This is a genomic window from Nonomuraea sp. NPDC049309 (assembly GCF_043196965.1).
GTDB classification, from domain to species: domain Bacteria; phylum Actinomycetota; class Actinomycetes; order Streptosporangiales; family Streptosporangiaceae; genus Nonomuraea; species Nonomuraea fastidiosa.
This window is the reverse complement of sequence record NZ_JBICSH010000001.1, coordinates 2,289,553-2,306,147: the sequence shown is the minus strand read 5'-3', so window position 1 is coordinate 2,306,147 and position 16,595 is coordinate 2,289,553. Positions and strand designations below refer to the sequence as shown.

The following is a 16,595-nucleotide window of genomic DNA, read 5'->3' as shown; positions in this document are numbered from 1 at the left end:
CCGCCGCCAGGTGTCTCAGTAGGCGCCGCGCACCTCGACGATCTCGGCGAGCGGGAACTCCAGGTAGTCGCCCGCCTCCTCGCACCAGGCGTCGAGCGCGGCGCCCTTGAGCTCGCCGTGGCTGATCGTCGCGGTCAGCCCGTCGGCCAGCGTGATGCCGGCCCGCACGCCGCGATCGACCACGAACCCGAGCAGCGACTGCTGCGCGGTCGGCAGCCGGGTGGCCATGCGGCCGATGATGGCCCAGGTGCGGCCGTTCGTGTCGTCTTCGGGGCGGTCGGCGGCGAGCAGCCTGCGGGCGTGCTCGTACGGGTCGGGCGTGGGCTCGGCCAGCATGTACGGCGGCGTCTCGGCGATGCCGGGGAAGTCGGACAGCTCGGCCACCTGGCCGCCGGGCAGCAGGATGAGCTTGCCGCCCGCGGGCTCCTCCGGCTTGGCCCGGTGGATGGTGATCTCCCCGGTGTCGGAGACCGGCACGGGGGAGTAGCCGACCTCGCGCAGCGCGGCCAGCGTGCGGTCGGCGGGGGCCTTGCTCACCAGCACCGTGGGCGCGAGCAGTCGCAGCCCGAGCCGGCCGAGCCGCCGGTGCGCGGCGATCTCGGCGAGCAGCGCCGGGTCGGCGGCCTGCACGATGCAGCCGACCGTGGTGACCGTCACCTCGCCGTGGCGGCGCGCGGTGTCGCGGATCAGGTATTCGAGCGGCTGCGGGATCGTGCCCACGGCCGCCAGCTCGTCGAGCAGCCCGTCCGCGTCGTAGCCCTGGTCGAGCGCCCGGCGCACGCTCTCGGTGGTGAAGCGCCACACCGAGGCCGCGCCGCGCGACTCGCGCTCGGCGGTGCGGTCGAGCAGCGCCGCCAGCTCGGCCGACGGCGGGCCGGTGACGACGGCGGTCAGGTCGGGGCCGAACAGCGCGCTCCTGCGGACGCTGGCCAGCGCCCGGGTGGCCGCCTCCGCCAGCACGGGGTCGTGCTCGACCATCGGGACGGCGTCGTCGTTCTCGCTGCCCGGCTTCGCGGTGAGCGCGGCCAGCGCCCGGCCGAGATCGGTCAGCGCGTTGTTGGCCAGCAGCCCGAGCAGCCTGGCCTCGTCGAGCACGGCCGGCGCCGCCGAGCGCAGCAGCGCCACGTCGAGCAGCGGCGCGTGCCAGTGGACCGCGGCGATGAGGCTGTCGCGGTCGGCGAACGCGGTGCCCGCGGGCAGATGGGCGAGCACCGACAGCACGGCTCTGCGGATCTCGGCCAGCGTGCCGCCCGCGGGGTCGTCGCCGAGCACGGTGCCGTACTTGCCGTCGACCTTGCGCAGGGACGAGCGCTCCATGCGCCACCAGGCGGCCAGCAGCACCCGCAGCCGCGCCGAGCTCTCGTCCAGCCGCCACCGGTCGAACCGCTCGGTGGGGATCATGCCGCCGGACGGCTCGTCCCAGGCCAGCAGCCTGGCCACCGCGCAGATCTCCAGCAGCAGGCGGGTCTCGTCCTCGTCGCAGCCGGTCTCCTTGGCCACCCTGCGCACCTCGCGCACGCCGACACCGCCGGTCTTGAGCAGCGGCAGCGGGGTCTTGGAGGTGTTGTCGAGCAGCGCCGCGCAGCGTTCGACGACGTGCGGCGCGGCCAGCGTCATGAGGTGGTCGACCTCTTCCGGGTCGATCGGGATCGTGGCGATCTCGGGGGCCACGGGCTGGAAGGGCGGGTGGTAGCCGGGGCCGCGCAGCCTGATCGCCACCTCGCGGGGGATCTCGGCGACGTGCCAGTTCGGGCGGAAGAGCAGGCCGTGGTCGGCGCACCACTTCTCCGGCGTGCCGGGGGTGACGAACCTGCCGCCGTCGACGTCGCGCGACGGGCCTTCCCAGGCGAAGCGTTCGAGCAGCCCGGTGGTGCCCTCGGGGGCGGAGGCGAGCAGCGCGCGCAGGCGGCCCTCGTCGCTCAGCGCCTCGATGACGCGGGTGATCGTGCGGCGCTTGCCGCCCTGCACCGGCAGGCCGAGCGCGCGGGCGAGCGCGTGCAGCGCGTCGTTGCTGATGGACCAGGAGTTGAGGTAGTGCTCGAGCGGCTCGCCCAGGCCGAGCGGGGCCGGCCAGTGGCGGGCGAGGCCTTCGGCGAAGTGGATGACGCCGTCGTCGCCGGGCCAGGCGAGCGCGTGGTCGTAGAGGTGGTCGAGCCAGGAGGTGACGGTGCCGGGATCGCTGTCGAGGAAGCGGGCGAGGGAGTCGGGGGCGGGGCGGCTCATGGCCAGTGCGGCCTCGGCGAGCTGCAGGCAGGGGAGTGGCAGCCGGCGCAGGGTCTCCATGACGGCGAAACCGTTGCCGAGCCGCTGGGCGAGGGTGTCGAGACGGCGGGGCCAGGGCGCGGCGATGGCATCAGGCCGGTTGGCCAGGATGCGCCCGAGCCTGTCCTCGTCTAGTGTTCGTAGCCAGCCGAGCAGGTGATCTTCCATCTGTCAGCACTCTCATGGGGTCGCGCGCGGGACTCACCGTGAGCCATGACCATCCACGGTAATGCAGATCACCCCCGGTCAGGAGAGGACTGCCCAGACGATCTTCCCGCGGGGCGCGAGTGCGGACCAGCCCCAGCGGAGGCTGAGCGATTCGACGATGTGGAGTCCGAGGCCGCCGGTGTCAAGGGGGCCAGGGTATCGCAGCACCGGCACCGATGAGCCTGGATCGGTGAAGGCGCTGGTCACGAGGTGACCCCGGCGTACCAGGGAGAACTGCACCGAGCGGCGGGCGCTGTCGGGGTCGTCGAGGCACAGGCCGTGGCGCAGCGCGTTGGTGGCGAGCTCGGAGACCACCAGCTCCATGTTCTCGGCCATCTCGCCGAGACCCCAGCCGGCCAGCGTGCCGGAGCAGAAGCTGCGAGCGGAGTGTACGGAGGACGCCGCGGGCGGAAGGACGAATGTGGCGCTGGCCGCCGGGCCCGGGACCAGAAGGTCGCGAGCCGCCTCGGGCCACCAGCCGATCGGAGGCCACCACTCGAACGTGGTCCACTGGCCGTGCGCCGGGGTGGATTGCACGTGATCATTCTGCGCCAAACTCTCGTGCAGGTGCAAGAGCGAATGCACGTGCAGAGTGAGCGTGCACGCGCTACGGTTCTCTTCAAAAGGTCAATTTGGGGGAAAGGGGATCTTGTCCGCGGCCATGATCTTTCGGCCGTGAAGTGACACACTTGGTGGCAAGGAAACGACCAAGGAGCAAGCACGTGTCCATTGATCCGCCAGGGACCGGTTCGACCGTTCGGCGCATCATGCTGGGGGCGAGCCTCAGGCGTCTCCGTGAGCGCTGCGGGCTCGACCGGGCACAGGCCGGATTCCACATCCGGGCATCCGAGTCCAAGATCAGTCGCATGGAGCTCGGGCGCGTGGGATTCAAGACACGTGACGTGGAAGACCTCCTCACCCTGTACGGCGTCGTCGACGATGCCGAACGCCGTGCCCTGCTGGAGATGGTGCGCGAGGCCAACACCCCCGGGTGGTGGCACAAGTACTCGGCCGTGCTGCCGCACTGGTTCACCACGTACATCGGCCTGGAAGAGGCCGCGAGCGTGATCAGGACCTACGAGGTGCAGTTCGTGCCCGGCCTGCTGCAGACGGCCGCATACGCGCGCTCGGTCTACCAGCTCGGCAACCCCGATGCGAGTCCCGAAGACATCGAACGGCGCGTGCACCTGCGCATGCAGCGCCAGGAGCGCTTCACCCGCAAGGACGGGCCCAAGCTGTGGGCCGTCATCGACGAGGCGGCGCTCAAGCGGACCATCGGCGGGCGGGAGGTCATGATCGAGCAGCTCGAGCATTTGCTGGAGGTCGCCGCCCTACCCAACATCACCATCCAGGTGATGCCCTTCAAGTTCGGCAAGCACGCCGCCGAGGGAGGCGCGTTCAGCATCTTGCGGTTTCCCGAGTCCGATTTGTCGGACGTGGTCTACGTCGAGCAGCTCTGGGGTGCCCTGTACCTGGACAAACGTGAGGACATCGACCCGTACCTCACGGCCATGGAGCAGTTGTGCGTGGAGAGCACCACGCCAGGAGGCACCGTCGAGCTCATCGGCGGTCTTCTCAGAAAGATGTAGATGAACCAGACCTACAACGGCATGCCGGCGGCGGACCTGACGGAGGTCGCCTGGCGCAAGAGCCGCTACAGCAACTCCCAGGGCAACTGCGTCGAACTCGCGGAGCTCCCCGACGGGGGCATCGCGGTGCGCAACTCGCGCTTCCCCGACGGACCTGCCCTCATCTATACCCGTGACGAGATCCGGGCCCTCGTGCTCGGTGTCAAGGATGGAGAATTCGACGGCCTGCTCGTGTAACAGCGTGTTAACCTCCGGCGCGTCCGCTTAACGGCGGCGCGCCGGAGGTGTAACCGCCCGGCCTCGTCGTGCGGCGAGTATCGGGGTCATGCTCGACCAGATGACCCTGTATCCGATCGCCGACGACGTGCTGTTCGCGCCGGGCGGCAAGGTCGTGATCCGCACATACGGTGTCGCGCCCGCGACCGGCGGGGACGGCGGGAAGGAACCGGTCACCGTCTCCTACCGCACCTGGGTGACGGGCATCCGGGACCAGCCCCGCTACTGGCACTGGGGCCGCTTCGAGGACGCCGCCACCGGCCACCGCAAGGTGCTCGAATGGCTGACGGGACGCGGGCCGCAACCCGCCCAGGCCCTGGCCTGACGGCGGCCGGGCGCATGTCCGGCCGCGGCGACCGCCGTGCCCGCGACGGCCTCTTATGCGCTCTTACGCGAGCCACCGTCTCGATGACGGCCTCGATGACGGCCGCGGCGACGGGAGCACGCCGCGTCCGCATCGGCCCGCGCCCACGAGCACGGGGCCACACGAGCACAGGGCCGCCGCCTTTGGGACCGCGTCCATGAGTACGGGGGCCGCTGTGTCTGGGGCCGCGTCCATGAGTACGGGGGCCGCTGTCTCTGGGACCGCGTCCGTGAGCACGCGGCCACCGTCTCCGGGACCCCGGCGACGGTGGGCCGTCGGGCCCGGGGTGGCTGCGGGCCGGGTCCGCGGCGACGGTGAGCCGTCATGCTCGAGGCGGCCGCAGGCCGGCGCCAGGGACAACTGTGGATAAAACGCGCTCGCGTCTATCTCGGAGGTCCCTGGCGTGAGACGCTGCAGGCACCGTTCTCCGGCCGCCTCCCGGCACGCCAGGAAACGGGCCGGGACAGCGTCGGCTGCGGAGGTGGCCAATGGCGGACTCCTACCTCTTCGACGGGCAGACCCCGAACGAGCACGTCGCCTCGTGCTTCGACTGCGGCGCGGCGATCGCGCTGCTCGATCATCCGGAGACCGTGGCGAACCCGCCTGACGGGACTCCCTTCGAGCCGCTCGCCGAACCACCGCCCAGGCTGCGCGAGGCCGTGCTCTCGGCGGCGCGCCGCCGCCGCAACCCGGCCGCCGTGGGCGTGGCCACCGTCGCCGTCCCGTACGCCGAGCAGGTCGCGCTCATGGACGACCTGCTCGCCGAGCTGAGCGCCGCCCAGTGGGAGGCGCCGGTGCCCAAGCACGGCACCGTCCGCGGTCTGGTCGATCACCTGACGGCCAACGACGCCACCGTGGCCCGCTTCATGGGCGTCCCGGCCACGGTGACCCGCGCACCGACCGGCGCCCGCACCGGCGACGGCGCAGGCTCGGCCGCACCGACCGGCCCCGGCCCGGACGCTCCCACAGGGAACGGCACCGTTTCCGGTGTACCGGCAGAGAGCGGCACCGGCCCTCGGGCCGCCGTGCCCGAGTACCGGCGCTGGCGGGAGCAGGCGGGCCTGCTGCTGTCGCGGGTGGCGGCGGGCAGCGAGGTGCTGCTCGGCGTGGAGGTGGCGCTCGCCGGAGCGCGACCGGCCCGCGCGCCGCTGCGCCAAGCCATGATCCAGCGCACGTTCGAGACCTGGGCGCACACCGACGACATCAGGGCGGCCATCGGCCGCGCCAAGGCTGAGCCACGGCCCCAGCACGTGCACATGATCGCCGAGTTCGGCCTGGCGCTGCTGCCGCGCGCTGCGCGGGCCGCGCCGCGACGTCTCGGCCACCATCGTGCTCACCGGCCCCGGCGGCGGCACCTGGACGATCCCGCTCTCGCCCGCGTCCGACCACGTGGCCGTGCTCATCTCGGCGGACGCCGCCGGCTTCTGCCGGCTGCTGGGCAACCGCCGGCCGCCCGGCGCCTTCCCGTACGCGGCCGAGGGCGACCCCGCGCTCGCCCGTGACCTGATCGCCGCCGCCGCGACCCTGGGGTGCGACTGATGAGCGACATGGACGTGCGTGCCCGCCTCGCCGCCGGCGACCTCGACGCGCTGGCCGACGCCTACGACCGGCACGGCCCGTACGTCTACGGCGTCGCCGTCAAGGTCACCGGCAGCCAGGCGCAGGCGGAGGAGATCACGCAGCGGGTGTTCGTGGCGTTGTGGGGGAATCCGCTCTCGTACGACCCGGCACTCGGCTCGCTCCGCGGCCGGCTGGCGAGCATGGCGCTGCACGAGTCCGCCCTGCACGCCCACGTCGGCTGATCCACGCGGCCCGCCCGCGCCAGCCCGGACGGTCGCGCGCCCGAGTCCGCGATGGCCTGGGGGCACGCAACACGGATGGCCGCGCGCGCCCGAGTCCGTGAGGGCGTGGGTCTGGGGCGCGCAGCCCGGATGGTCCCGTGCGCCCGAGCCCGATGGCCGGGGCGCGGACCGGTCAGGTGACGGGGGCGTTCCAGGCGAGCAGCACCGGCTCGTCGTGCTCGTAGCCGAGCCGCGAGTACGTGCCGGTGTCCAGCCGGAGCAACCGGCCGTCCTCGGGAGCCAAGCCCAGCCACCGTGCGGCCAGCACACGCAGGAAGTGCCCGTGCGCCACCAGCGCCACCCGGCCCTCCACGGCGCGGGCCCGCGCGATCACCCGGTCGGCGCGCACCGCCACCTCCGAGGCGCTCTCGCCCGGATGCTCGGCATCGCCGGGGATCACGCCGTCACGCCACAAGTACCAACCCGGCCGCGTCTCACGGATCTTCGCCGTGGTGATGCCCTCATAGCCGCCGTAGTCCCACTCCCACAGGTCGGGATCCACCTCGTACTCGGTCAAACCGGCCAGCTCCGCCGTCCGCCTCGCCCGCTGCGCGGGGGAGACGAGCACCAGGTCGAAAGGCTCTTTCGTCAGCGGCGCCAGCGCTCTGGCCTGCTCCTCGCCGTGCTCCGTCAGAGGCAGGTCCGTACGGCCCGTGTGCCTGCCCGCCTTACTCCACTCGGTCTCTCCATGCCTGAGCAGCAGCATCTCCTTCATGGCTCCATCATCCGGCACGCCCGATCGCGCCCACCCGCCGGTACCCGCCCGCCTCTCTCCGCGCGCCCGCCGACGACCCGCACGGCCGCATCCGGGCCGCTGCTCAGCACGGAATCCGTGGGCGATCGGGTCCGTGGGCGATCGGCGCGCCACAGCGGCATGACACGCCACACCGGCTTGACGGTGCCACAGCCGGCTTGGCGCGCCAAGCCGGCCTGGCAGGCCACACCGGCTTGACGCCACACCTGCCTCACGCCACACCGCCAAGCGCCACCCGCTCAAGCACGCGGCCGGCGGATGCGCCGCCGGCCGTGGCCGGCTTCGGGAAGCCACATCCGCTCACGCGCGGCCGGCCCGCCGGTGCACCTTCGCGGCGTGAACGATGTTCGGCCTCGCCCCACGCTTTGATCGCTTGCGCGGAGAAGGCGCGCCTGTGCCGCGGGTCGCCCGCCTGACGCGCGAGCGACCTGCCGGGTGCGCGCTTGTGCGGGCGGACAGGGACCCGGCCCCGGCCCCTGCGCGCATCGTTCGCCTACCGCACGCGGAGGTCGGCGCGGCCGCGGCGGGGGAGGGGCGGTACGGCCGTCCGGCGTGTGGCCTGCGGTCCTGTGCGTGGGCTGGTCGCTCGGTGCGTGCGGGCCGTCCGGTGGGTGGCCGGCCGTGCGGTGTGTGGCCGGCTGCTCGGGGTGTCCGGCCGGGGCGCGGGTGGACATCGAGGTGGAGGGATCTTCGGTGGTGTGTCGTCTAAGGTGAAAGATCGGGTGATTCGCGAAGGAGGACGTGCATGGAACCGGTGGCGGTCGGGCTGATCGGCGCGGGACCCTGGGCGCGGATGGCGCACGCGCCCATGCTGGCCAAGAGCCCGCACACGAGGCTGGCCGGCGTCTGGGCCCGCCGCCCCGAGGCCGCCGCCGAGCTGGGCGCGCCCGTGTACGCGAGCGTCGAGGAGCTGTTCGACAACTGCGAGGCGGTCGCGTTCTGCGTGCCGCCCGCCGTCCAGGCCGAGTACGCCGTGCGCGCCGCCCGCGCCGGCAAGGCCCTGCTGCTGGAGAAGCCGCTCGCGGACGAGCCGGCGGCCGCCCGCCGGGTGGCGGACGCGATCGCCGAGGCGGGCGTCGCCTCCCAGATGGTCTTCTCGCTGCGCTACACCGCCGCCGTCCGCCGGTTCCTGGCCCGCTGCGCCGAGGTGGAGCCGTTCGGCGGCCACGCGGCCAACATCTCCGGCGTGCTGCTCGGCGACCATCCGTTCGCGACGCCCTGGCGGCTGGAACGCGGTGCGCTGCTCGACGTGGGACCGCACGTGATCGATCTGCTGGACGCCGCGCTCGGCCCCGTCACGGGCGTGCGGGCGCACGGCCACCCGCTGCGCTGGGTCGGCCTGCTGCTCGAGCACGAGGGCGGCGCGGTCAGCGAGGCGTCGCTCAGCATGGCGGCCGGTGGTGAGACGCCGCCGGCCGGCATCGCCGTGTACGGCCGCACCGGCAGCGCCGTCCTGTCGCCCCAGGTCGATGGCGACGACTACCTGGCCACGGTCGCCGAGGAGTTCGCCGCGACCGTACGGAAGGGCGGCGGTCATCCGCTCGACGCCGCGCACGGCCTGCGCATCCAGGAGATCATCGCCGAGGCGGAGGCCCAACTGGCGACCCCTTGACTCCTCGGGCGGGCGGGGAATTGATACCGTTTGCCCGACGCGCAGTGCGCAGCGAAGTCCGGTGAGATTCCGGCGCTGTCCCGCAACTGTCATAGCCAGGTCGCCTGCCTCTGCGCCGACGCATATCAACCCTCGTGGAAAAGGGTGATCCGTCACTACAAGCGGGTCTCTCGGTTCCAACAGTGTGAAAGGACTTCTCGTGAGGCCCGTACGCACGGTTCTCGCGGGCGCGCTGCTGGGAACGCTCGCTCTGGCCGGTTGCGGCCAGACCGGCACCACAGCCGGCACTGCCGCCCCCTCATCCGCCGCTTCCTCCACCGCCCCCGCCGGCGGCGGCTTCCCCGTCACCGTCGAGGCCGCCAACGGCAAGGTCACCATCCCCAAGCGGCCCGAGCGCATCGTCTCGCTCTCGGCCACCCACACCGAGACCCTGTACGCCATCGGCGCCGGCTCGCAGGTCGTCGCCGTGGACGACCGCTCCAACCACCCGCCGGAGGCCCCCACGACGGAGCTGTCCGGCTTCAAGCCGAACGTCGAGGCCATCGTCGCCCAGAAGCCCGACCTCGTCGTGGTGTCGGACGACATCGACGACATCGTCTCCGAGCTGGGCAAGGTCGACGTGCCCGTGCTCCACCAGCCCGCCGCCACGAACCTGGACGAGGCGTATGAGGAGATCTCCGAGCTGGGCGCGGCCACCGGCCACCAGGCCGATGCCGACAAGGTCGTCACCGACATGAAGGCCGCCATCGACGACCTGGTCTCCAAGGCGCCCAAGGACGCCGGGCTCACCTACTACCACGAGCTCGACCAGACGCCGTACGCCGTGACGTCCAAGACGTTCATCGGCCAGATCTACGGCATGTTCGGCCTGACCAACATCGCCGACAAGGCTCCCGACGCGGCCGGCGGGTACCCCAAGCTGTCGGCCGAGTTCGTCGCCCAGGCCGACCCCGACCTGATCTTCCTCGCCGACGTCAAGTGCTGCGGGCAGAACAAGGAGGCGCTGGCCGCCCGCCCCGGCTGGAAGAACCTGTCCGCCGTTGAGAACGACCGGGTGATCGAGCTGGACGACGACATCGCGTCCCGCTGGGGGCCGCGCGTCGTCGACCTGGCGAGGAGCATCGGCGCGGCCGTGGCCGACGCGGCGCAGGCGAAGACCGACGGCGCGAGCTGACGTGGCGACTCAGGCCCGCCCCGCACGGGCCCGGCCGCTGTGGCTCGCCGGCGCCCTGCTCCTGCTGGCCGCCTGCATGATCGCGGGGCTGCTCGACGGCGCCGCCGACATCTCGCCCTGGCAGGTGGTGCTCCAGGTCGTGGACTGGCTCCCGCTCGTCCACGTGGACTCCGGCCTCGCGCCGGTCGAGCAGGGGCTGCTGTTCGAGCTGCGGCTGCCCAGGGTGCTCATGGCGGCCGTGGTCGGCGGGCTGCTCGCCATGGCCGGAGCCGGGTACCAGGGCGTCTTCCGCAACCCGCTCGCCGACCCGTACCTGCTGGGCGCGGCGGCGGGGGCCGGGCTCGCGGCGACGGCGGCGATCGTGCTGCTGCCGTCCGCCAGCGTGCCCGTGGCCGCCTTCGCGGGCGCGGTGGGCGGGGTGCTCCTCGCGTACACGCTGGGCAACACGGCCGGGCGCAGCGGCGGCACGGCCACGCTCGTGCTGGCGGGCGTGGCGGTCACCTCGTTCCTGACCGCCATCCAGACCGTCCTGCAGCAGCTCGAGGTGGAGAAGCTCCAGCGCATCTACGCGTGGATCCTCGGTGACCTCGGCGGCGGGTGGGACCAGGTCCTGCTGGTGCTGCCTTACGCCGCCGTCTCCGCCGTGCTGCTCCTGCTGCACGGGCGCATGCTCGACGTGCTGTCCGTCGGCGACGAGGAGGCCGCGGGGCTCGGCGTGCGGGCCGGGCGGGTGCGGTTCGTGGTGCTGCTCGCCGCCTCCCTGGCCACCGCGGCGGCCGTCGCGGTGAGCGGGCTCATCGGGTTCGTCGGCATCGTCGTCCCGCACGTGGTGCGGCGGCTGGCCGGCGGCTCGTACCGGATCGTGCTGCCGCTGTCGCTCATCGGCGGCGCGGCGTTCCTGGTGCTCGCCGACCTCGTCGCCCGCACCGTGCTCGCCCCTGCCGAGCTGCCGATCGGCGTGGTCACCATGTTCGTGGGCGCGCCGTTCTTCGTCGCCGTCCTGCGCATGACCAGGCGGGTGGTCACGTGATCAGGGCGCGCGATCTCACCGTACGGCTCGGCGAGCGCGAGGTGCTCTCCCAGGTGAGCCTCGACGTGCGGCGCGGCGAGTGGACCGCCGTCATCGGGCCCAACGGGGCCGGCAAGTCCACCCTGCTCAAGAGCGTCATGGGGCTCATCGCGCACCAGGGCCGGGTCGAGCTGGACGGCCGGCCGGCCGCCGCGCTCAAGCCGCGCGAGCGGGCCAGGCTCGTCGCGTACGCGCCTCAGGCCCCGGCACTGCCGCCCGACATGACGGTCTTCGACTACGCGCTGCTCGGGCGCACCCCGTACATCCCCTATCTGGGGAGGGAGAGCGCACGGGACCGGGCCGTCGCCGAGTCCGTCCTGGACCGGCTCGACCTGGCGGAGCTCGCCATGCGGCCGGTCGGCGAGCTGTCCGGCGGCGAGCGGCAGCGCGCCGTGCTGGCCAGGGCGCTCGCGCAGGAGGCGCCGGTGCTGCTGCTCGACGAGCCCACCACCGCGCTCGACCTCGGCCATCAGCAGCAGGTGCTGGAGCTGATCGACCGGCTGCGCCGCGCCGACGGGCTCACCGTCGTCACCACCCTGCACGACCTCACCGTCGCCGGTCTCTACGCCGACTCCCTCACGCTGCTGGCCGGCGGCCGTGCCGTCGCCACCGGCGAGCCCGCCGCCGTGCTGACCGAGGAGCTGGTCGGGCGGCACTTCGACGCGCATGTGAAGATCGAGCCGGGCCCTGACGGGCGGCCCGTCGTGCACCTGGTCAGGGGAGGGCCATGAAGCTCACCTACCGCGTCGAGGACGGCGCCAGGCTCGGCTCGCTGCTGTGGGAGTTCGGCCCCGGCTGGCGAATGATCTCCTCCGCGCTGCTCGGCGGCGGCATCGGCGAGCGCGAGTGGGTGCTGAACGCCCAGGTCGTCGCCGGGTACGCGCGGATGGACCCGGTCGATCACCTCATCTCGCTCGGGCCTTCGCACGGGGCCGGGGTCGGCATGATGACCGCGGCCTCCGTGGACCGGTACGTCCGCGCCGCCGACGGCGGCGCGGAGGCGTGGGCCACCGTCGGGCTGCGCGTCCCCACCTGGGCCGCCGCACCTGAGGGCCACCAGGACCCCGAGCTCGCCCCCATCCGCGTCGGCACCATCAACATCGTGGTGAAGCTGCCCGTCGCCATGACGGACGCCGCCCTCGTCAACACCGTCATGACGGTCACCGAGGCCAAGACCCAGGCCATGCTGGAGGCGGGCTTCGAGGGCACCGGCACCGCGTCCGACGCCGTCTGCGTCGCCGTACCGGCCGAGGGGCCGCAGGAGGTCTTCGGCGGGCCGCGCTCGGAGTGGGGCGCCCGCGTCGCCCGCGCCGTCCACACCGCCGTGTTACGCGGCGCAGAAGCGTGGCGCGGCCATCACGCCGTGTGACCGGGGTGAATGCGAAGGTGTGACCGCGCGCCGGGCAGGTGGCGCGGATATCGACGGACGTCACGCGCGCCCCTGTGCGTTCGAGCACCGCGTCGCCGGCCGGGGTGGTGGCGTGCACCACGGGGTGGCATGGGAGGGGTCGCGCCGCGCGAGCGCGCATGTAACGCCGGTGACGATCCCCGCGATGGGTCGTAGTGGGGGTTCGGACATGTGGCCATGGAGAACGAGCCGGACGTACTGCGAACGACCGCGTCGGTGACGGTGCCGCCGGCATCGACGCCGAGCGTAATGCCCATCCGGGTACGGTATGTCCCCAACCAAGCGCTTGTCTGTGTAGTGGTCTATTGACTTACGGCACGTGCTTGGGACGCTGGTCGTAGTCGTGCGTTTGGAGCGGAGAGATGGCGCGCTTCAGAGCCCTTGCCGGTGGCATTGTGGTGGCGCTCGTGCTCACCGCGTTACCCGCCTCGGCGCACGAGCACCCCAGCGGGATCACCGACCTGGTGACCCCGGCCGTCGTACGGCTCGAGGCCGTCTCCCACGTGGAGATCACTCTGCTCGACCACGTCGGAGAGCTCATACATGTGGAGCGCTCCTACGACATCCCCTTCGCCGAGGGAACGGGCACCGTGATCAACCCGGACGGCACGATCGTCACCCTGCGCCGGCTCGCCATCAACCCCGACGACGTCGCCGTCTACGCCGCCAACAAGATCTTCGCCGAGCACCACAAGGTCAAGATCCCCGCCGACGACAAGAAGCACCGCCTCAAGAACCCCATACTCGACCGCCACCTCCAGCAGTGCTACAAGCCCGAAAGCATCACCGCCACCTGCATCATCGACGTCACCACCGAGATCACCGCCTACCCCAACGTCTCGCCGGCCAGCCCTGACGGCTTCAAGGTCAAGTGCATCAAGGCCGGGCCGAAACCCGACTCGCCGGCCGTGCTGGCACCGGTGACCCCCGTGTCCGGCGGCGTCGGCATGCCGACCGCGCCGCTCGCCGACAAGGTGCCCGACCAGGTCGGCGCGCCCGTCAGCGTGGCGGGCTTCACCGGCCGCCCCGGACCCAAGGTCAAGCACACCGTCGAGATCGCCCACCTCGGCAAGGGCGGCTCGGCGGGCGACGGCGGGCGGCCGTTCGCCGACCCCGAGAACAAGGCGGACGAGCCGGTCAAGCTCGGCGGCCTGGCCGACAAGGGCATGATCGGCGCGCCCGTGATCGGCGACAAGGACGGCCACGTCATCGGCCTGCTCGTCGGAGGCGGCAAGGACGGCCGGATGATCGGCATCAGAGAGGTCACCGGCCTGCTGAGCCAGGCCAAGGTCGTGCCGCGCAGAGGCGCGATCGACACCGCCTTCGAAGCCGCGCTCACCCGCTACCACACGAAGTACTACACCGAGGCCGCGCCGGGCTTCCAGCGCGTGCTCGAGCTCTACCCGGGCAACGTGGTGGCCGCCGAACTGCTCAAGGACGCGCTGGCCAAGCGGGGCGGACCCGAGGACCAGGGCACCAGGCAGGCCGCGGCGCTGCAGGACGAGCGCTCCACGCCCCTGTGGCCGCTCATCCTTGCCGCCGGGATACTTTTCCTGGCCGCCGGCGGTGGGGCGTATCTGCTGTGGCGCCGCCGCACTCCCGAAGTAGTGACAGAACCGCCACAGCCCCTCGCGGCCGGCCCACCGCTCGACGACGGCGCCGATCAGACCGTGGTCGTACGGCGGTCCCAGCCGTTCCACGTGGCCTCGCAGCAGCAGGTGATGACAGCGCCCAACCCGGCGATCAAGTACTGCACCTCGTGCGGCATGAGACTCGGGCCGGCGCACCGCTTCTGCGGCTACTGCGGCCACCCCATCGAGACGTGATGCCATTGAACGAAAGATCGCTCATCGGCCAGGAGGTGGCCGGGTACTACATCGAGGACATCGTCGGCAAAGGCGGCATGGCCGTCGTCTACCTGGCGCTCGACCCCCGGCTGAGCCGCCGCGTGGCGCTGAAGATCCTCAACCCGGTGCTCAGCGTCGACGACCGGTTCCGGCAGCGCTTCATCCTGGAGTCCAGAACGGTCGCCAGCATCGAGCACCCCAACATCATCCCCATCTACGAGGCCAACGCCGACGCCGACGGCGTCCTCTACATCGCCATGCGCTACGTCGACGGGCTCGACCTGCGCCGCCTCATCTACGACCGCGGCCCGCTGGCGCTCGGCCCCGCCAACCAGATCTTCGCCCAGGTGGCCGCCGCGCTCGACGCGGCCCACGCCCACGACCTCATCCACCGCGACGTCAAACCGGCCAACATCCTGCTGGCCGGCGACCACGTCTACCTGACCGACTTCGGCATCACCAAGCACCGCTCGTCCATCTCCGGGCTCACTCAGACCGACCAGTTCATCGGCACGCCCCGGTACATGTCGCCCGAGCAGATCAACAAGGAGCACATCGACGGCCGCAGCGACCAGTACGCGCTGGCCTGCGTGGTCTACGAGGCCCTGTCCGGGCGGCTGCCGTTCCAGCGTGAGAACGACATCGCGCTGCTGTGGGCCCACCTGGCCGAGCAGCCCGTGCCGCTGTCGCAGATCAGGCCCGAACTCCCGCCCGCCGTGGACGCCGTGATGAGCCGGGCCCTGGCCAAGTCGCCCGACCAGCGCTACGCCACGTGCACCGAATTCGTGACCGCGCTGCGGGATGCGATCAACGGCCCGCCGTACGACCCGTACGGGGTGCCCGCCGACCTGTACGGCGGCTTCGGGCCGGGACCGCGCAGGAGCCCGGACTCGGGCCCCCAGAACGCCGGGTACGGCGGCCCCGGCTCGGGCCTCGGCGCGCCGGGTCCGGGACAGGCCGGTCCCGGCTCGGGCCCTGGTACGCCGGGTCCGGGCCTCGGCGCGCCGGGCTCGGGCCCGAACCTCATCCCGAGGCCGGGCACCAGCCCGCACTCGGGCCCGCACGCCGTACCGCACCTGGCCGCCTCCGCTCCCGGCTCCGCCGCATCACCCCCGACGAGCACAGGCCCCGGCACGGGCCCTGGCGCCGGCCCGGGAACCGGACCCGGCACGGGACCGGGCGCGCGCCCTGCCGCCACCCTGCAGAGCGCCACGGGCCGGAGACGGCCGGGCCGCCTGCCCGTCGTGCTCGCCACCCTGGTCGCCGCCGTGGCCGCGCTCGCCCTCGTGGCGATCGTCATCGTCAACAACCGCGGCGAGACCTGGACCCGCTACAAGACCAGCGCCGCCGCCCCGCTCACCTTCGAGTACCCGGGCGACTGGACCGTGCGCACCCACCAGGACCTCTTCGCCGTCGCCTCGCCGCACGCCCAGGAGCTGGAGCAGCTCTTCGTGGCCGGACCCGGCGCCGACTGGTCGCCCATCGCCGAGATCTTCGAGGACGACCCGGAGAGCCTGACCGGCGTGTACGTCCAGGTCTCCGACACCCTCGACGCCAACGGCACGTCGGAGCTGATGAAGCCCAAGATGGAGGCCCTGCTGCCCGGCCGCGTCGACCTCGGCAGGCCCGTGCTCGACCAGGCCGGAAACAGCCCCGCCACCCGCTTCGACGGCTCACTCCACGACCCCGCCACCGGCACCCGGCTGGGCTTCGTCAGTTACGTGATCGACCGCGAACCCAAGACCATGCTCGTCATGTACTTCTGCCCCCGCACCACCTGCGACGACGCCACCCAAGCCCGCATCCGCCAAAGCGTCCACATCTCCTGACCCACCCCCGCACCCGGGTGCCCGCCCGCACCCGAGCGGCCGCGCGCGGATGGTCGGCCCCGCGCGGGTGGTCCGGCCCGCGCACGAGTGATGCGCCTCCGCGCAAGGGGCCGGGTCCGCGCACGGGGAACCCGGCCCCGCACGCGAGCCGACGCCTGCGGTGTTCCGGTTGCGGCGTGCTGCCCACCTGGCGGGTGTTCGACGGGCCGCTCGCGCGTGCTTCGGAGCCGTGCCACCCGCAGGCGTGCCACCCGCAGGCGTGCCGCCGCGCCGGCGCCGGCCGGAGTCGCCTCACGCCGTCGAGCCCGGGGCCCGCGGTGTCGTCGTGCGCCGAGTCCGGTCCCGGAACGTCCATCCCCGGAA

15 protein-coding genes and 1 riboswitch are annotated in these 16,595 nt (G+C 72.6%); of the genes, 12 read left to right on the top strand and 3 right to left on the bottom strand.

All coding sequences use genetic code 11. The features are described 5' to 3' along the window. Window positions 1-15 precede the first annotated feature (15 nt). Together ACGFIM_RS10365 and ACGFIM_RS10360 are read right to left on the bottom strand one after the other, a co-directional pair. Window positions 16-2,430, bottom strand: coding sequence for a helicase-associated domain-containing protein (locus tag ACGFIM_RS10365; RefSeq protein WP_393197708.1), 2,415 nt, complete (start codon window positions 2,428-2,430; stop codon window positions 16-18). Window positions 2,431-2,508: 78 nt separating this feature from the next. After that, on the bottom strand, window positions 2,509-3,006 hold the full coding sequence (locus tag ACGFIM_RS10360; RefSeq protein ID WP_393197705.1) for an ATP-binding protein: 498 nt from the start codon (window positions 3,004-3,006) through the stop codon (window positions 2,509-2,511). A 230-nt stretch (window positions 3,007-3,236) separates the two neighbouring features. Here ACGFIM_RS10360 and ACGFIM_RS10355 point away from each other — a divergent pair, with 230 nt between their 5' ends. The 5 genes from ACGFIM_RS10355 (at window position 3,237) to ACGFIM_RS10335 (ending at window position 6,500) form a co-directional block, all read left to right on the top strand. Then, entirely contained in the window at window positions 3,237-4,058 is an 822-nt protein-coding gene (locus ACGFIM_RS10355) for a helix-turn-helix domain-containing protein (protein WP_393199709.1), read from the top strand. Further along, on the top strand, window positions 4,059-4,295 hold the full coding sequence (locus ACGFIM_RS10350) for a DUF397 domain-containing protein (RefSeq protein ID WP_345400620.1): 237 nt from the start codon (window positions 4,059-4,061) through the stop codon (window positions 4,293-4,295). It begins immediately after the preceding gene. 88 nt (window positions 4,296-4,383) lie between these two features. After that, a complete protein-coding gene (locus tag ACGFIM_RS10345) occupies window positions 4,384-4,659 on the top strand; it encodes a hypothetical protein (RefSeq protein ID WP_393197702.1) in 276 nt (91 codons plus the stop codon). A 527-nt stretch (window positions 4,660-5,186) separates the two neighbouring features. Beyond that, entirely contained in the window at window positions 5,187-6,200 is a 1,014-nt protein-coding gene (locus ACGFIM_RS10340; protein ID WP_393197699.1) for a maleylpyruvate isomerase N-terminal domain-containing protein, read from the top strand. Between the two features lie 36 nt (window positions 6,201-6,236). Next, complete coding sequence (locus ACGFIM_RS10335) at window positions 6,237-6,500, top strand: sigma factor (RefSeq protein WP_393197696.1); 264 nt, start codon at window positions 6,237-6,239, stop codon at window positions 6,498-6,500. A 172-nt stretch (window positions 6,501-6,672) separates the two neighbouring features. Here ACGFIM_RS10335 and ACGFIM_RS10330 read toward each other — a convergent pair whose 3' ends face one another. After that, window positions 6,673-7,254: a histidine phosphatase family protein gene (locus ACGFIM_RS10330; RefSeq protein ID WP_393197693.1), complete on the bottom strand. Its 582-nt coding sequence runs from the start codon at window positions 7,252-7,254 to the stop codon at window positions 6,673-6,675. 784 nt (window positions 7,255-8,038) lie between these two features. Here ACGFIM_RS10330 and ACGFIM_RS10325 point away from each other — a divergent pair. From ACGFIM_RS10325 to ACGFIM_RS10295, 7 genes are all read left to right on the top strand, one after another. Continuing rightward, complete coding sequence (locus ACGFIM_RS10325; RefSeq protein WP_393197690.1) at window positions 8,039-8,905, top strand: Gfo/Idh/MocA family protein; 867 nt, start codon at window positions 8,039-8,041, stop codon at window positions 8,903-8,905. Between the two features lie 39 nt (window positions 8,906-8,944). Continuing rightward, a riboswitch (adenosylcobalamin-variant (AdoCbl-variant) riboswitch) is annotated at window positions 8,945-9,067 on the top strand. Between the two features lie 37 nt (window positions 9,068-9,104). Beyond that, window positions 9,105-10,079: an ABC transporter substrate-binding protein gene (locus tag ACGFIM_RS10320; protein WP_393197687.1), complete on the top strand. Its 975-nt coding sequence runs from the start codon at window positions 9,105-9,107 to the stop codon at window positions 10,077-10,079. A 1-nt stretch (window position 10,080) separates the two neighbouring features. Beyond that, a complete protein-coding gene (locus tag ACGFIM_RS10315) occupies window positions 10,081-11,109 on the top strand; it encodes a FecCD family ABC transporter permease (protein WP_393197684.1) in 1,029 nt (342 codons plus the stop codon). Further along, window positions 11,106-11,879, top strand: a complete 774-nt coding sequence (locus tag ACGFIM_RS10310; protein ID WP_393197681.1) for an ABC transporter ATP-binding protein — start codon at window positions 11,106-11,108, stop codon at window positions 11,877-11,879. Before ACGFIM_RS10315 ends, ACGFIM_RS10310 begins: the two co-directional genes overlap by 4 nt. After that, window positions 11,876-12,517, top strand: a complete 642-nt coding sequence (locus tag ACGFIM_RS10305) for an adenosylcobinamide amidohydrolase (protein WP_393197678.1) — start codon at window positions 11,876-11,878, stop codon at window positions 12,515-12,517. The genes ACGFIM_RS10310 and ACGFIM_RS10305 overlap by 4 nt, the downstream gene beginning before the upstream one ends. A 401-nt stretch (window positions 12,518-12,918) precedes the next feature. Then, window positions 12,919-14,382: a zinc ribbon domain-containing protein gene (locus ACGFIM_RS10300; protein WP_393197675.1), complete on the top strand. Its 1,464-nt coding sequence runs from the start codon at window positions 12,919-12,921 to the stop codon at window positions 14,380-14,382. Next, window positions 14,382-16,232, top strand: coding sequence for a serine/threonine protein kinase (locus ACGFIM_RS10295; protein WP_393197672.1), 1,851 nt, complete (start codon window positions 14,382-14,384; stop codon window positions 16,230-16,232). Before ACGFIM_RS10300 ends, ACGFIM_RS10295 begins: the two co-directional genes overlap by 1 nt. The last annotated feature ends 363 nt before the right edge of the window (window positions 16,233-16,595 follow it).

Excerpts from the sequence above, each read along its gene's own strand:
- ACGFIM_RS10345 (WP_393197702.1), top strand. The coding sequence starts at position 4,384 with ATGCTCGACCAGATGACCCTGTATCCGATCGCCGACGACGTGCTGTTC.
- ACGFIM_RS10330 (WP_393197693.1), bottom strand. The coding sequence starts at position 7,254 with ATGAAGGAGATGCTGCTGCTCAGGCATGGAGAGACCGAGTGGAGTAAG.
- ACGFIM_RS10340 (WP_393197699.1), top strand. The coding sequence starts at position 5,187 with ATGGCGGACTCCTACCTCTTCGACGGGCAGACCCCGAACGAGCACGTC.
- ACGFIM_RS10365 (WP_393197708.1), bottom strand. The coding sequence starts at position 2,430 with ATGGAAGATCACCTGCTCGGCTGGCTACGAACACTAGACGAGGACAGG.
- ACGFIM_RS10325 (WP_393197690.1), top strand. The coding sequence starts at position 8,039 with ATGGAACCGGTGGCGGTCGGGCTGATCGGCGCGGGACCCTGGGCGCGG.
- ACGFIM_RS10355 (WP_393199709.1), top strand. The coding sequence starts at position 3,237 with ATGCTGGGGGCGAGCCTCAGGCGTCTCCGTGAGCGCTGCGGGCTCGAC.
- ACGFIM_RS10350 (WP_345400620.1), top strand. The coding sequence starts at position 4,059 with ATGAACCAGACCTACAACGGCATGCCGGCGGCGGACCTGACGGAGGTC.
- ACGFIM_RS10295 (WP_393197672.1), top strand. The coding sequence starts at position 14,382 with ATGCCATTGAACGAAAGATCGCTCATCGGCCAGGAGGTGGCCGGGTAC.
- ACGFIM_RS10300 (WP_393197675.1), top strand. The coding sequence starts at position 12,919 with ATGGCGCGCTTCAGAGCCCTTGCCGGTGGCATTGTGGTGGCGCTCGTG.
- ACGFIM_RS10335 (WP_393197696.1), top strand. The coding sequence starts at position 6,237 with ATGAGCGACATGGACGTGCGTGCCCGCCTCGCCGCCGGCGACCTCGAC.
- ACGFIM_RS10305 (WP_393197678.1), top strand. The coding sequence starts at position 11,876 with ATGAAGCTCACCTACCGCGTCGAGGACGGCGCCAGGCTCGGCTCGCTG.